This window comes from Corynebacterium ciconiae DSM 44920, assembly GCF_030440575.1.
In the GTDB taxonomy this organism is placed as follows: Bacteria; Actinomycetota; Actinomycetes; order Mycobacteriales; family Mycobacteriaceae; genus Corynebacterium; species Corynebacterium ciconiae.
This window is the reverse complement of record NZ_CP047189.1, coordinates 825,682-841,146: the sequence shown is the minus strand read 5'-3', so window position 1 is coordinate 841,146 and position 15,465 is coordinate 825,682. Positions and strand designations below refer to the sequence as shown.

Annotated in this window: 12 protein-coding genes; all 12 read right to left on the bottom strand. The window is 62.8% G+C overall.

Annotated elements, in window-relative coordinates; translation table 11 throughout:
* Positions 1 to 5 precede the first annotated feature (5 nt).
* The 12 genes from CCICO_RS03680 to mraZ all read right to left on the bottom strand — a co-directional run bounded on the left by CCICO_RS03680 (position 6) and on the right by mraZ (position 15,324).
* The gene (locus CCICO_RS03680) at positions 6 to 686 is read right to left on the bottom strand and encodes a cell division protein FtsQ/DivIB (RefSeq protein WP_083878343.1); all 681 of its coding nucleotides are present in this window, start codon (positions 684 to 686) and stop codon (positions 6 to 8) included.
* Complete coding sequence (gene murC / locus CCICO_RS03675) at positions 687 to 2,174, bottom strand: UDP-N-acetylmuramate--L-alanine ligase (protein ID WP_040357892.1); 1,488 nt, start codon at positions 2,172 to 2,174, stop codon at positions 687 to 689.
* A gap of 90 nt (positions 2,175 to 2,264) precedes the next feature.
* Positions 2,265 to 3,344 (bottom strand): undecaprenyldiphospho-muramoylpentapeptide beta-N-acetylglucosaminyltransferase, encoded by a 1,080-nt coding sequence (gene murG / locus CCICO_RS03670; RefSeq protein ID WP_018020303.1) that lies wholly within the window; start codon positions 3,342 to 3,344, stop codon positions 2,265 to 2,267.
* Between the two features lie 9 nt (positions 3,345 to 3,353).
* Positions 3,354 to 4,784 carry an FtsW/RodA/SpoVE family cell cycle protein gene (locus CCICO_RS03665; RefSeq protein ID WP_018020304.1) on the bottom strand — a complete coding sequence of 477 codons (1,431 nt, stop codon included), beginning with the start codon at positions 4,782 to 4,784 and terminating at the stop codon, positions 3,354 to 3,356.
* The gene (gene murD, locus CCICO_RS03660; RefSeq protein ID WP_018020305.1) at positions 4,777 to 6,252 is read right to left on the bottom strand and encodes a UDP-N-acetylmuramoyl-L-alanine--D-glutamate ligase; all 1,476 of its coding nucleotides are present in this window, start codon (positions 6,250 to 6,252) and stop codon (positions 4,777 to 4,779) included. The genes CCICO_RS03665 and murD overlap by 8 nt, the downstream gene beginning before the upstream one ends.
* Before the next feature lie 9 nt (positions 6,253 to 6,261).
* On the bottom strand, positions 6,262 to 7,362 hold the full coding sequence (mraY, locus tag CCICO_RS03655; protein ID WP_018020306.1) for a phospho-N-acetylmuramoyl-pentapeptide-transferase: 1,101 nt from the start codon (positions 7,360 to 7,362) through the stop codon (positions 6,262 to 6,264).
* Between the two features lie 53 nt (positions 7,363 to 7,415).
* Positions 7,416 to 8,909, bottom strand: a complete 1,494-nt coding sequence (locus CCICO_RS03650) for a UDP-N-acetylmuramoyl-tripeptide--D-alanyl-D-alanine ligase (protein ID WP_018020307.1) — start codon at positions 8,907 to 8,909, stop codon at positions 7,416 to 7,418.
* A 9-nt stretch (positions 8,910 to 8,918) separates the two neighbouring features.
* Positions 8,919 to 10,457: a UDP-N-acetylmuramoyl-L-alanyl-D-glutamate--2,6-diaminopimelate ligase gene (locus CCICO_RS03645; protein WP_051067280.1), complete on the bottom strand. Its 1,539-nt coding sequence runs from the start codon at positions 10,455 to 10,457 to the stop codon at positions 8,919 to 8,921.
* 145 nt (positions 10,458 to 10,602) lie between these two features.
* Positions 10,603 to 12,501 carry a peptidoglycan D,D-transpeptidase FtsI family protein gene (locus tag CCICO_RS03640; RefSeq protein WP_156809899.1) on the bottom strand — a complete coding sequence of 633 codons (1,899 nt, stop codon included), beginning with the start codon at positions 12,499 to 12,501 and terminating at the stop codon, positions 10,603 to 10,605.
* Positions 12,502 to 12,798: 297 nt separating this feature from the next.
* Positions 12,799 to 13,647 carry a hypothetical protein gene (locus tag CCICO_RS03635; protein ID WP_018020310.1) on the bottom strand — a complete coding sequence of 283 codons (849 nt, stop codon included), beginning with the start codon at positions 13,645 to 13,647 and terminating at the stop codon, positions 12,799 to 12,801.
* A 3-nt stretch (positions 13,648 to 13,650) separates the two neighbouring features.
* Positions 13,651 to 14,700, bottom strand: coding sequence for a 16S rRNA (cytosine(1402)-N(4))-methyltransferase RsmH (gene rsmH, locus CCICO_RS03630; protein WP_018020311.1), 1,050 nt, complete (start codon positions 14,698 to 14,700; stop codon positions 13,651 to 13,653).
* A 192-nt stretch (positions 14,701 to 14,892) separates the two neighbouring features.
* Positions 14,893 to 15,324, bottom strand: coding sequence for a division/cell wall cluster transcriptional repressor MraZ (gene mraZ / locus CCICO_RS03625; RefSeq protein WP_018020312.1), 432 nt, complete (start codon positions 15,322 to 15,324; stop codon positions 14,893 to 14,895).
* Between the last annotated feature and the right edge of the window lie 141 nt (positions 15,325 to 15,465).

Sequence of the window (15,465 nt, the reverse complement as noted above, 5' to 3'; positions counted from 1 at the left end):
TTCGCTTAACGTGTGGTGACCATGTTGGGGTTGGTGACGTTCCACGATTCCTCCTCGCGGGTCAGCACCGCGCGTGTGGCGCGGGCCTTATTTGCCGCATCCTCGGCCGAGCCCCAGTACACAGCCTTCTTGCCCATCTCGGGGCTCTCGAAGTGCAGGGTCAGCTCGAAAGGACTGCGGGCTTCCACATAGCGAAGCTGATCGCGGCGATCGCCGGCTATGTCTTCCCACGCGTTCACGGCATCCACCACGGCGGCGTAGATCTTGGGATTGTCATCACTCATGCCCACGATTTTCACCGCCCCGCGGGGATCATCGGAGATCACAAAGGGAGCGCCGTCGCGGTCAGCAAGGTGTGCGCCGTCGGGTTGCTCAGAATAGAGGAAAGGCTCGTGCTCGACCACCTTCACCTCAATCCCCCGCGGTGAGGAGTGCCCGACCGTAGCCGATTTCACCCAGGGCAGCTCCGCCACACGAGAGGCCGCCTGGGCGGTATCGACTCGCAGCGAGTTCTCCCCTTCGGCAATGCCGGCGGCATCAACGATCTCATCGCTCGAGGTTTCCCGATTGCCCTCGACGGTAACTGAGTTGACAGTGATGATGGGGACAAACAGGCAGAGCAGAATCGCCGCCACAGCTAGGGCGATGACCGCGCCAACGGTGCGGAGAATCCTCCTGCGACTCACTTAATCCGCCGCCTTTGGTGCATCGCTGGAGGCGTCGAGCCCCTCGAGGATCTCGTCGGCGAGCATGGTCACCGACCCAGCACCCATGGTGAGCACGATGTCGTGCGGGTCCACCAGCTCAGAGACAACACCAGGCACCTCCGCAAAGCTGTCCACATAGCGGCAGGGAGCGCTCACCTTGTCGGCGATGATGCGCCCGTCCACCCCTTCCACGGGCTCTTCACGCGCGCCAAAGATATCCAGCACCACTACGGCATCTGCCTTGGACAATGCTTGGGCGAACTCTTCGGCGAATTCGATCGTGCGGGAATATAGGTGCGGCTGGAACACCACCACCACTTTGCCGCGGCCAATCGCTGCCACCTTGTCTTGGGCGGCACCGACCACGGCCGACACCTCGGTGGGGTGGTGTGCGTAGTCATCGAAAACGCTCACACCCAGCGCAGGCCCCTCGGAGACGGTGCCGTGGTATTCGAAGCGACGCCGCACGCCGGTGAACTCGCTCAGGCCATCGGCCAGGGCGAGCACATCGCCGCCGGCAACCACACCTGCCACAAGCGCCGCCGCAGCGTTGAGCACCATGTGTTCGCCAGGGACATGAATGGTGACATCCACTACGTTCTCGCCCACGCGAATCCGGGCACTGGTGCCATAAACGGTGGTGGTGCGCTCTTCAATAATCGCCCCAGCTGGCACATCGGGGTGCATGGAACAGGCCTCGCGGGTGCCATAGCCAACGACCGTGGTGCCCTTGGCTACGCACCGCTCCCCCAACGCCGCGGCGTGTTCATCGTTGAGGCACACCACCAGCGTGCCGGCGTCGACAAGCCGCGCCGCGAAATCATCGAAGACGGTGAAGTAGGCGTCGTGAGTTTTGAAATAGTCCAAGTGATCCGGCTCGATATTGGTTACCACGGCCACCTTGGGGCGGTATTGCAACAGCGAGGCATCGGATTCGTCGGCCTCGGCCACAAAGCAGGTGCCAGTGCCATGGTGGGCGTTGGTGCCGGCCTTGTTCAGCTGGCCGCCGATGGCAAAACTCGGGTCCATCCCCGCTTGCTGCATGGCCACCACCGCCATCGATGTGGAGGAGGTTTTGCCGTGCGTGCCCGCAAACAGCACCTGGTCGTGGCCGTCCATAAGCAACGCGAGCATCTCGGAGCGGCGCAAAATCGGGATATTAAGCTCACGGGCGCGCACCAGTTCAGGGTTATCCTGCGGGATCGCTGCGAAGGAAGTGACCACAGCGGTCGGAGGGTGGCCTTCCCGGTCAATGTTGGCGCCGTCATGGCCAATGGCAATGTCGGCCCCCATGGAGCGCAGCGCCAGCACCACGCGCGAATCCTTGGCATCGGAGCCACTCACCTCGGATCCTCGCGCCAACAAGATCCGGGCGATGCCGGACATGCCCGCACCGCCAATGCCGATCATGTGCACTCGGGTCAGATCCGCGTCCACCGTCTGCTCGCTCACCACTGTTCTCCTCATTTTTGTGTCTGTGTGTGTGCTTCTCAACGACGCCACCTCGCCCCACTGCACCTGCCGTTTCGGCGGCGCGGCGCGCCTTCAAGGTTGATGTTAGCCGCGTGCGCTACGAACAATACGCTCGGCGATGTCTTCAGCGGCGCTGCCTAAACCTGCCTGATCGGTGGCGTGCACCATGGCCTCGTAGAGCTGCTCATCCCCGAGAATCGCCAGCACTTGGGTGGCGAGGCTGTGGCCGGTGAGCTCGGCATCCGCGATGAGGGTCGCGCCACCAGCGCTGATCACCGGCTGGGCATTTAACCCTTGTTCGCCGTTGCCGTGCGGCAGCGGCACGTAGATCGCGGGCGTGCCCGAGGCGCTCACCTCGGCCACCGTCATTGCACCAGCACGGCAACAGATAATGTCCGCCGCGGCATAGGCTTTGTTCATTTCGCTGATATATGGCAGCGGCACATATCCCTCGCCCGCTTCGGGCGCCTCGTTCTTCTTGCCATAGGCGTGCAGCACCTGCACTCCCCCGGCGCGCAGCTGTTCGAGCCCCTCGGCCACGGCACGGTTCAGCGAGCGTGCCCCTTGGGAGCCGCCAGTGACCAGTAGCGTCGGGCTGTGGGGATCAAGTCCGAATTCGGCTCGGGCCTCCTGCTGGGCGTGCTCGCTGCGGTTTTGGGAGTGCACACTGCGAATGGGCACGCCGACCACATCACCTGCGATGCCCGAGTCGGCCACCGCGTTCAGACCCGTGCCGCCGAGGCGTACGCCCAACTTGTTGGCCATTCCGGCGCGCGCATTGGCCTCGTGAACGAAGAAAGGAATGCCGAGCCGGCGTGCCGCCAAGTACGCAGGGGCGGAAACATAGCCGCCGAATCCGATGAGTACATCGGCCTCTACGTCTTTAAGCACCGCGATGGTCGCGCGCACGGAATTGAGTACCTTCACCGGCAGCGTGGCGAGTGCCGGCCCTGGCTTGCGGGGCACCGGCACCGGTGGAATGGTGCGCAGCTCGTAGCCGCGTTCAGGAACCAGATCCACCTCCAATCCGCGGGTGGTGCCGAGGGCGGTGATGCGCACGTGCTCGTCGCGCGCCCGCAGTGCATCGGCGACAGCTAGGGCTGGTTCGATGTGGCCGGCGGTTCCACCGCCCGCTACCACTACCGATAGGGTTGTCTCGCTCATGAGGCCTTTCTACCGTTGCCGGTTCTGAGAGGTGCGGCGACTGCGCACATGGGTTACTGGTTCACCGTAGCGGCGCACGCGATCGCGTTCGGTGTGTCGGCTCAACGCTTCTTTACGACGCTTATTCGGCTGTGCACCGCGCTGCTCGCGCTCGACCCCGCGGCGAGTTTCCTCGCCACGTCCTTGGCGCACGGACACCCCTGTCACTGTGGGTTCCGGCAGCATGAAGAGTCGATCAAACCAGGGGCGACCATGAGACTGCAGTGCGGAAATCGCCTCTGGCTCGTGGCGGGCGCAATTGAGCAACAGCCCCATCGACGCCAGGGTGATGATCGCCGAGGTGCCACCCGCAGAGATCAAAGGCAGCTGGATACCCGTGACCGGCCACAACCCGATCACGTAACCGATATTGATGAACGCCTGAATCACAATGGAGCCGGTGAGGGTCGCCGCCAACAACGACAGGAAACGATCATTGCTGCGCAGCGCGGTGCGGAAGCCGAGTACGCACAGCGCAGCGTAGAGCACGATGACCATGGTGGCGCCTACCAAGCCCGTCTCCTCGCCAATGATGGCGAAGATGAAGTCGTTTTTCGCCTCTGGCAGGTAGAACCACTTGGCGCGGGATTGTCCTGGGCCGACGCCGAAGAAGGATCCATCCGACAGCGAAAGGTAGCCCTGATAGGACTGAAAGGCAGCGCCGCGAGTGTCTTCGAAGTGGCCAAAGAAGGCATCTTTGTACACAGAAATGCGATCGGAACGAAAACCCGAGGAGTTTTTCACTGCGATGCCCAGCGCGAACAAGGTGCCGATGGCAGTGAACACAATGAAGCGCATGTCCAATCCCGCGAAGACGAGTGTCACTCCCACTACCACGAGGAAGGCCAAGGCCATGCCCACGTCCTTTTCTGCCAGGATCAACAGCAGCATCACGGCAGCCACGCCACAGAACACGGTGAAGCGGCGCTTCTTGTGCTCAGGGGCTAAATCCGCCAACCACGAAGAACCCCACACCGCGATAGCCACCTTGGCTAGCTCGGAGGGCTGCAGGCGGATGGGGCCAGCAACGATCCACGACTGAGATCCCACCTCTTCCATACCGGTACCAATGCCGGGAACCAATACGAGAATCAGCAACACAATTGAGGCGCCCAAAAGCCACGGTGCGAGGCAGCGGATCGATACCGGCCGCATCCTCAGGCACAGCCACATGGCCACAAAGCCCACGCCGACCATGACAGCCTGGCGCATGGCGGTGCCGAAGACCGACGCCCCCTCGAGCACCGACCATGTCATCGAGGAACTGGCCACCATGAGGATGCCGAAGAATGCGAGGATGACCACGATCGAGGCGATGGCGTAGTAATCCAGCAGGGGCCGAAGGGCCACGTGAAAATACTGCCGGCGGCCGCCCTCTTCTGTGGTGCTCACCTTAGACATCGCCACCTCCGCTTGTGCCGAATGCGGCGCGCATGGCCTCGGCGAAGATATCGCCGCGCTCACCCATGCCGCTATACATGTCCAATGATGCCGCAGCGGGGGCCAAGATTACGTCAACACCAGCTACGGCGTGTTCGCGGGCGAAGGCCGCGATCTCGGCCATCGCTTCGTACTTATCAGTGCTGGTGGAGACGAACACCGGTAGCTGCGGGTAGAGGGAGCCGAGATGCTCCGCAATGAGCGGGGCGTCTACGCCGAGGAGCGCTGCGGCCACCATGCGCTCTCCGTGGGTGCGAATCACCTCAGAGACATCCGCGCCCTTGAGCTGGCCACCGGCCACCCACAGAATGGAGGAGAATCCCTTCAAAGCAGCGTCGGCGGCATGCGGATTGGTTGCTTTGGAATTATCGATCACAGTGATTGTGCCTGCCGCCTCGTGAACTTGGTGCACCACCTGGCCACGGTGGGCGGCCACCCCGAAGCTGTCGAGCGCAGCCGCGATATCGGCCGGCGCCACCGACTGTGAGCGGGCCATCGCCGTAGCAGCCAGCGCATCGAGCTGGCCGGCGCGCCCCGCTGGGGAGATGCCCTCGATAGGACGGATACGAATGCCCGGCCCCGAGCTCTCCGACTCAGGCACGAAGGCGCGATCAACGATCCAGCCCTCAGCTACCCCTACCTGGCCCGGCTCAGGTTCGGCCAAGGTGAAGCCCACAGTGCGCCCCGCCGCTTGAGGCTCCATGGCACGCACGTGTTCATCATCCACCCCGAGCACGTTGATCGCGCCGCGGAGAATGCGCGCCTTATCCGCACCGTAGTGCGCAAAGCTGCCGTGCCAATCAATGTGGTCTTCAGCAAGGTTAAGTACGCAGCCGCAGTCTGGGGTGAACTCGTGGGTCCAGTGCAGCTGGAAGCTAGAAAGCTCTGCCACCAGCACCTCCACCCGCGGGGTTGCCAGCAACGCGTCTGGGATGGCGGTACCGATATTGCCCACCGCCGCCGAGGCGGGATTATGCCGCTGCATCATCTCCGCCAGCATGGCGGTGGTGGTGGTTTTGCCATTAGTGCCGGTGATGGCCAGCCATGTGCGACGCGGGCCGAGCAGCTCGGCGCGGTCCACGAGGTAGGCCACTTCAACGTCGCCGAGGACGGGGATGTTCGCGGAGGTGGCGTCGACAAGCACGGGAGAGTCGGGACGCCAACCGGGGGAGGTAATCACACAGGAAAACTCTGTGATGCGCTCGCGCGCGTGCGCTGTGGTGAGCGCCTCGGCGCCGAGCTCGGCGATGACCTCAGCGGAGGCAGGGTTATCGTCGGCGATCGCCATCTCCACGCCCAGCATGCGCACGAGCTTCGCGCAGCCCACTCCCGAGACGCCGGCTCCGGTAATCAGAATGGGGCCGGAGAGACAGTCCGGCAGGGCGGTGGGGACATCGTGGGACGGGCGGGAGTGTTGATCTGCAGACATGATGAAAGGCTATACCCCTGCGCTAGTGAGCCACTCGCTGTAGAACAACGCCATGCCTGCGGTGCAGGCCATGGCTGCGAGCAGCCAGAAACGGATGGTGACGGTGGTTTCGGCCCATCCACCAGATTCGAAGTGGTGGTGGAAGGGGGCCATGCGGAACACGCGCGTGCCGCGGGTTTTGAACACGATGATCTGGATGGCCACCGAGGCGACCTCAATCACAAATAGTGCACCCACGATGATCATCAACAGCTCGGTTCGGGAGGTCACAGACAACCCGGCCACAAGGCCACCGAGGGCCAAAGAACCGGTGTCGCCCATGAAGATCTTGGCGGGCGCGGCGTTCCACCACAAGAACCCAGCGCAGGCGCCGGCACCGGCGGCGGCGAGCATCGCCAAATCCAGCGGGTCGCGCACCGAGTAGCAACCGGGCTGCACGGCCACATCACAGGAGTTTCGGAACTGCCAGAAGGTCATGGTGGTGTAGGCCACCATCACCATGGCGGTGGATCCGGCCGCCAAACCATCCAGACCATCGGTGAGGTTCACCGCATTCGACCAGGCGGAGACCAAAAAGTAGATGAAGACGAGAAACACCACGGTTCCCAGGATCCCGCCGCCAAAAGCCAGATCCACGGTGTCGATATCCCTAATGAAGGACAGGTGCGTGGAGGCCGGGCTGATACCGGAATCGTTTTCGAAGCGCAGCGCGAAGAAACCGAAGAGCACGGCCGCGGCCAGCTGGCCGAAGAGCTTGCCCTTCTTGTTCAGGCCCAGATTGCGCCCCTTCGCCAGCTTGATGTAATCATCGGCGAAGCCCAGCCCGCCGAGGGCGAGGGTGAGCAGCAAGACGAGAATCCCGGAGGCGGTAAAGGCGGTGGAACCAGTGAGCACGCCCACGATCGTGGCCACCACATAGCCGCCGAGAATGCCGGCGAGAATAGCGATACCGCCCATGGTGGGGGTGCCGCGCTTACGGAGGTGCGAGGCCGGCCCATCCTCGCGGATCTCTTGGCCCAGCCCCTCGGCCGAGAAGCGACGAATGAGCACCGGGGTGAGGAAAATGGCAATGAGGAAGCTCACTACCCCGCTGATGATGATCTGCGTCATGACGTAATCTACCCGTGCGTTTCTTTCTATACCTTCGTATCGTGTGTGCGCTTTTAGCGGCTCTTGCTCAGCTGCGCCAATTGCTCGGCGACATACCACAGCCTGTCGGCATTGGATGCCTTGACCAACACCACCTCGCCCGGCTGGACGCCAGCGGCAATGATGTTCAACGCCCCGTCCACACCTTCGGCGATGTGGGTGTCAATACCTAAATCCTCGGCCACCCCAGCTAGGGCGTGGGTATTGACATCGGTGCCGACAGTAATGAGGTGGTCGATACCACTATCAAGCAGCACCTGCCCCAACTCCTCGTGGGCGGTGATGGCATCATCGCCCAACTCAGCCATTTGGCCCAAGATCGCCCAGCTGCCCGTACCGGCTGCAGCCGCCGTAGAGGCCAAGGCCTTAATACCGGCGCGCATGGAGTCTGGGTTGGCATTGTAGGAGTCGTTGATGATCACCACTCCATCGCTGCGGGTGATGATGGCCATGCGGTTGGCCGAGGCTGCAGTATGCGCCCCTAAAGCCGCAGCAATCTGCGCGCATTCGAGGCCCACAGCGTGGCCTACCGCGGCGGCGGCAAGCGCGTTGTACACCTGGTGCTCGCCGCTGACCTGCAGCTGCACCTCGGCGCTACCGCTCGGAGTGGTGAGCACAAAGTGGGGTCGTGCCAGCTTATCCACACTCACGTCGGTGGCGGTGATGCTGGCATCCGCGTGCGGGGCACGACCGTCAAGGGCCGCCGAAGTGAGCAACACGGTTGCGTCGGTTTTCTCCGCCATCTGCGCCACCAGCCCGTCGTCTGCATTGAGCACGGCGACCCCACTGGCCGGCACTGCCTCGATCAGCTCGCCCTTGGCCTGGGCGATATTGTCCCGAGAGCCGAACTCACCCAAGTGGGCGCTGCCGACATTGAGCACCACCCCGATATCGGGACGAGTGATCTCGGTGAGATGCCGGATATGGCCGATACCGCGGGCCGACATCTCGCTGATGAGATAGGTGGTCCGCTCATCGCATTTCAAGGCGGTGTAGGGCAAACCGATCTCGTTATTGAAAGAACCGGGTGGGGCCACGGTCTCTGCCACCGAACGCAGCACCGTGGCCACAAAGTCCTTGGTGGAGGTCTTGCCGGCCGAGCCGGTAATGCCCACTACCTTCAGCCCGTGGTCCTGCTGCAGCTCAGCGGTGTTACGGCGTGCCAGCGCCGCCAATCCCGCTACCACTGCCTGGGTGCGGCCGGTGGTATCGACAGCGAAGGCATAGGCGTTTTCCATGCTTCGGTCGAGTTCAGTCACCGGCAACACGATCGCGGGTCCCTCAACCTCTTGGGCTACCAACGCCGCGGCTGCACCGGATTCGAGCGCGGTAGGCACGAAATCATGGCCATCCACATTCGCCCCCGGCAGGGCGACAAACAGCGATCCCTCGGCGACATTGCGGGAGTCGAACTCCACCGGTCCGGTCACGTTAATCTCCGGATCGGCGCTGGCAGACAGCGTCCCGCCGGTGGTCTCGGCGATCTGCGCGAGCGTGTACTTCTTCATTAGCTGGCCTTACTTGCTCTCGGAGGCGCGGCGCTGAAGCGCGGCACGGACCTCTTCGCGGTCATCGAAGTGGTGGTTAACGCCCTTGATCAGCTGGCCGGTCTCGTGGCCCTTGCCGCAGACCACCACGGCGTCACCCGGCTGTGCCCAGTTGATGGCGGTGATGATGGCCTCGCGGCGATCCCCGACCTCGCTAACCTCCACCCCGGAGGTGGAGGCCTGCTGCTCGGTAGCGCCTCGTACCACCTCGGCGCGAATGGCGGCCGGCTCCTCGGAACGCGGATTGTCATCAGTAATCACCACAAAATCGGCGCGCTTAACAGCCTCAGCACCCATGATCGGTCGCTTGGTGGCGTCACGGTCACCGCCGGCGCCGATCACTGCAGCGATACGGCCGGAAATCTGTGCCCGCACGGTATCGAGCACCTCGGCGATAGCGCCCGGCTTGTGCGCATAGTCCACCACGGCCATAAAGTCCTGGCCCTCATCGATGGATTCCATACGACCCGGCACTGCCACTTCGGCAATACCTTCTGCCACCTTGTCCACATCGGCACCTGCCGCATGGGCGCAGGCGATGGCCAGGGCGGCATTCGCCACGTTGAATCGGCCCGGCAGCGGGAGCTGTACAGAGTGCTCGGTGCCCTCGACGGTGAGGGTGAAGCGCTGGGCGCCGGTGGCAGACACCTCGATGTCGGAGGTGGTGACCTCGGCGCTCCGGCCGTGGGTGGCTACCCGCAGCACGGAGTCACCGGCGACCTCTGCCATCTTCACACCCCAGTCGTCATCGATGCAGACCACCGCGCGGGCAGCGTGCTGTTCGCTGGAGGGATCGAAGAACAGTGCCTTCGCCTCGAAGTAGTCCTCCATGGTGGGGTGAAAATCAAGGTGATCCTGGGAGAGATTGGAGAATCCCGCCACCGCGAAGTGGGTGCCGGCGACGCGCCCCAGCACGAGGGCGTGGCTGGAGACTTCCATGATCACGTGGCTAACACCTTCGTCCACCATGGTGGCAAACAGCCGCTGCAGGGTCGGCGCCTCGGGGGTGGTGAGTTTGGTGGCCACTGGGCTGCCGTTGATCCGAGTGCCAGTGGTGCCGATGAGACCCACCCGGTGGCCAGCCTTCATCATTCCCTTTTCCAGCATGTAGCTGGTGGTGGTTTTACCGGAGGTTCCGGTCACGCCAATGATGGTGAGCTTGTCGGAGGGGTTGTTGTAGATCGCAGCCGAGACCGGACCGAGGATCTCTCGAACATCATCAACCACGATGATCGGGCGTGACTCTTCTGCCTCGCGGAGGATATCCGCACCGGCGTGATCGGTGAGGATCACCGCAGCCTCGCAGCCCTGGGCGTAGGTAGCGCCGTGCACCTTTGTGCCGGGCAGCGCCGCGAACACAGCACCCTCGGGCAACTGGGTGGAGTCCAGTCCAATCTCGCTCAGGCTTACAGCCTCGCTGGGCTCATTGATCACGCTGCCGCCGCTGAGGGTAACGACCTCAGAAAAGTTCAGTGCCACGCGCGGTTCCTCCTTATATATAGGTCTCATCATCATTCTCACTATGTAGTTATGCGGTGCCGAGCTTCTCGGTCGGCACCATCGTGCACACACGATTGCGCTCTACTTTAAGCGCAACCATGGGCCAATGCCGCACCCGCCAACGCTGCGCAGTACGTGGCGGGCACGCCCCGCCTTAGTAGGCCTGGAGCACGAGGTTGCCCTCGCGCGGCGGGCTGAGCGGAACATTATCCCGCGCCAGCAGCCACTGTGCGATGTCTTTAAACAACGGGGCCGCGGAGCCGCCACCTCCACCGTGCACTCCCCGCTCGGGATCGTCGAGCATGATGCCGATGACATAGCGGGGGTTATCGGCAGGGGCAATTCCGGCGAAGGTGATCCAATAGTCCGAATTGGAGTAGGCGCCAGTGTTCTCGTCGATCTGCTGTGCCGTACCGGTCTTGCCGGAGATCTGATAGCCCTCGACTGCCCCGTCGGGGGCGGTACCGGACTGGCCGCCATCGGCACCCTGTACCACGCCTTGGAACATGTCGCGTACCACCTTGGCCGCCTCGGGCTTCATCACCTGCACGCTCTCAGGGGCGTCCATGGGCACCTCGTTGCCTTCGGCATCCGTTTTGGCTTTGACGATGCGCGGCGGGATGCGCTCACCGTCGTTGGCGATGGTTTGATAGATCCCCGCCATTTGCAGCAGCGACATCGCCATACCCTGACCAATGGGGAGGTTAGCGAAGGTACCGCCGCCCCAATCTTCACGGGCGGGCAGCAGGCCGGCAGTTTCGCCGGGCAGTTCCACACCAGTAGCCTCACCAAGACCGAAGCGATGGAGGTAATCATTAAAGCGGTCCTCCCCCACTCGCTGGGCAAGCATCAGGGTGCCCACGTTGGAGGATTTTGCAAACACACCGGTAGTGGTGAATCCCACGGTGCCGTGCTCCCACGCATCCCGCACAGTCACCCCGGCCATATCGATGGATCCGGGCACGCTGAGCACCTCGTCCGGGGTGGTGAGCTCATTATCGATCGCCGCCGAGGCGGTGATGATCTTTGCCACCGAGCCCGGCTCGAAGGGGTTGGAGATAGTGGGGTTGGTGAAGCTTCTCCCCTCCTCCAGCTGCTTGGTGATATCACCATTGGGGTCGATGGTGTCGGAGTTGGCCATGGCAAGAATCTCAGCGGTGCGGGCATCCAGCACCACTGCCTGGGCGCTATTGGCCCCCGAGATGTCCTTGGCTTGCTGCACCTGCTGCTGGACATAGGTTTGCAGATCCAGATCCAAGGTCAGCTCGTAGCTGGAGCCGTCGTGCACCGGCACTACATCGCGCAAGGTTCCCGGGATGGCCTGGCCGTTGGTGGAAACATCCTCCTTCGAGGAGCCGTCAGTACCGGCCAAGTTGTCATCTGCATAGAGCTCGAACCCAAATTGGCCTTCGCCATCCATGCTCGTTTTGCCCACCACGTTCTGCGCAACGGCACCATTGGGATAATTACGGATCTCCTGATAGTCCGCAGCAATACCTGGGAAGGTGTCCACGATTTCGGCAGCGACATCTGGATCCACATTCCGCACGAGGATCTCATAGGTGGAGTCGGAGTCAAGCTTCTTGCGAATGTCCTCAGGCTTTACGTCATCAGCGCTGGCACCGGCCTCCTTGATGGTGGCAGGAATCTCCTTCGCAATGGTGTCCAATTGCTTGTCGACGTTATCCTCGATGATCTTCGAGCGCTCCTCCTCGCTCATATCGTTATAGCCACCAGCCTCGTAGAGCTTGTAGTCTTGGCGATCGTGTTCCTCCTCGCGGAACTGCTTCGGAGACACCGTGAGCGAGCGCGCCTGCATGGTCGAGGCAAGGCTGTGGCCATGACGATCATCAATGGAGCCGCGACGTGCTGGATCAACATAGAGGCGGCTGCGCTGGGCTTCTGCCTTGGCAGAGAATTCCGGCCCCCACACGATTTGCACGAGGGCGAGGCGGCCGATGAGCGCCACCGCGATGACGATCGCGATCACTTGCGCCCAACCGAAACGCTTCTTCAGGTTCACCGGCGCGCTCGTGCTGAGCCACGTCCACAGCCGCGACGAGGAAGTGGAGGGCTGCGGCGCGCGGTTCTCGCGCGGCGCGCGCGGAGTATCGCCCACCGAGGAGCGTCGACGGGGCTGGCGCGCAGAGAACTCCCCCGCCTCACCGCGTTCGCGGCGAACCGGGCGGCGGGGCTGCCCGCGGCGCGGCCTGGATGATTCACTCACGAACCGAGTCTCCTTACACTACCCTTGAATTCTCACTGGCCCTGGAACAAATAAGACAGGGCTTATAGCCTCAAAACGAAAGCTAGTACCCTGTCTGTAGAGGTCGGCTTCAGTCTAAACCGCCTAGCGCCCCGCGTACGGGAGCGGCGCACCCGATTGCTCGCTGTTCGGCGTCTCTCGGGTCTCTGCAACCCCGTCGTTAACCGAGTTATGGCGGGGAGCCACAGTTTCCAGACGGTCACGCATTTCGTCCGTGCGGTGCGGATCGCTGCTAGCCCGGTTGGGGCGGGCCTGTCCACCGTTAACGTCGATGATCGGCAAGTTTTCGCTCGGGTTCGGCGCGAGCTTTTCCTCCACCGCCCCATCGGGGTGCACAGCCAGAGCACCCGGCTGCCCAGGAATGACCATTTTGTGGTCGGCAGCCACTGCGGCAGCGTCGGCAACAGCGCGGGACTGCTCCACATCGCGGCGCAGGGTCTCGAGCTGATTACCCAGCTGGGCATCCTGCTGCGACAGCCGCTGAATGGTGAAGGTTTGCTCTGTGTTGAGCCCAGACAATGACATCGTTCCCACCACGCCCAGCACACTGAGCACGAGGAAGAACACGAGCGTGCGCACCACGGCTTGGTCAGGCCGCGGGGATTCCACCCGACGACCACGCACCGAGACAACCTGTTGACTGCCCAGCTTGCGCTGAAACTTCCGCCGCGGTTTCGGGGCGGCCGGGGCCTGGGGGCGCAGCGTGGTAGCTCGGTGACCATAGCGAGTGCTCAGCGAGTTCCGCTCAGCAGAGCGCGGCTCCCGTTCGAGGGTATCTACGCTCGACAAGGTGCTCGTGCTGTAGTCGCGCGAACGGTGAGAAGAATCGGAAAACCGCGGAGACGGCCGATAAGCATCGTGGCCTCGCTGGCTCGAGCCGTCCTGCGCCGCACGGCGGGGACGCCGCACAGGAGTTCCTGCAGTGAGGGTCATGTGTTAGAGCCTTTCTTCCGATACTTTTTCCGCGGCACGCACCCGCACCGATGCTGCGCGAGGATTGACCTCGATCTCTTCTTGGGACGCCTTCTCCGCTCCTCGGGTGAGTAAACGGAACGAGGGCGCGGTTCCCGGGAGATCCATGGGCAACCCCGGTGGCGTTGTAGAGGTAGTGAGCTCTGCAAGCGCCTGTTTGACGATCTTGTCTTCCAGGGACTGATAGCTCATGAACACCATCCGTCCCCGCGGGGCTAGTCTCCCGGCCAACACCGGGATGAGGTTGCTCAGCGCCTCCAGCTCGGCATTGACTTCCACGCGCAGGGCCTGGAAGGTGCGCTTGGCTGGATGCCCTCCGGTGCGACGGGTGGCCGCGGGGATGACGTCGTATAGCAATTCCACGAGGCGGGCGGAGGAGTCGAAGGGCTCTTTCTCACGCTCTCGCACGATGGCGCTGGCAATCTTGCCCGCGAAACGCTCATCACCATAGGTTTTGAGAATGCGCGCGAGATCGCCGTGGGTGTAGGTATTGAGCACATCTGCTGCTGTGAGCCGCTGGGTATTATCCATGCGCATGTCCAGCGGGGCGTCCACCTTGTAGGCGAAGCCCCGATCAATCTGATCAAGCTGCATGGACGAGACCCCGAGATCAGCCAAGGCACCGGCTATTCCGTGCTGCTGAGCACGGATAGCGGCCGGGGCCGTGGAGTTATCGATCTCAGCGCCGAGATCATCAAAACGCGCGTGAATCGGGCAGAAACGCGCGCCGAAGCGCTCCAAGCGCTCGGTCGCCTCCGCTAGAGAGCGCGCGTCGCGATCCACGCCGATAACGAAACAATGAGGGAAACTCGAAAGAAAGTGTTCGGTGTGACCACCGGCGCCGAGAGTGGCATCCACGATCACAGGATGTTCGATTGCCTCGATCGCCGGGGCCAGCAGCTCGGTGACACGATCGCGCAGCACAGGGACATGACCATGATTGGCCGCTAGATCCTGGGCCTGGGCGCTGTGTGTATCCACGTCACGTTCCTGTTGTGTGTGCTGTGCCGTCATGGTGTGCGATCGCACCCCCTCTCGCTGTGAGTCGTGCAGGTAAATAGATGTGTGCTCTCACCGGATACGTCGGCGGTGCATATAGAGCTCCGTCCGAGGGAACATTCTGGTATCGGGGAAGTACACCAGAACTTCAACCTCAGCCGGAGGTCTACACACACCGCGCATGGGCGTATCGGCAGCGAGCCTGTGCTAAATGAAGCCGTCCAAGACGTCATCCTCCGCCTCAGCGAAAGAATCCTCCGTTTCGGCTTGGTACGCAGCCCACGCCTCGGCGTCCCAGATCTCTAGGAAGTCGACCGAGCCGATCACCACGCACTCCTTTTTCAAGGCCGCGTACTCGCGATGCGCTGCAGACAGGGTGATCCTGCCGTGGCCATCGGGGCGTTGCTCGTCCGCACTCGCAGCGAGGTTGCGAATAAACGCCCTCGCCTTGGGATTGGTGCGAGACACCGCCGCCGCCTTCCGTGCTCGGGCAGCGAACTCCTCTCGGGGATACACCGCCAAGCTGTGGTCCTGGCCTTTCGTGACCATGAGGCCGCCCGCTAGCTCCTCGCGGAACTTTGCCGGCAGCGTCAAGCGCCCCTTGTCATCGAGCTTCGGGGTGTAGGTGCCAAGAAACATGGGTTAATTGGCCTCCTTTTAGCGTGTCAGTCACCTCGAAACCCAGTGATGCGGGATGCGTAGTCAACGCGGCACTCAGGTGCGCATCTCGTATGCCTTCGATATCCAATTTCCTGCCCGCCGAGCAGCCACATCAGGGCC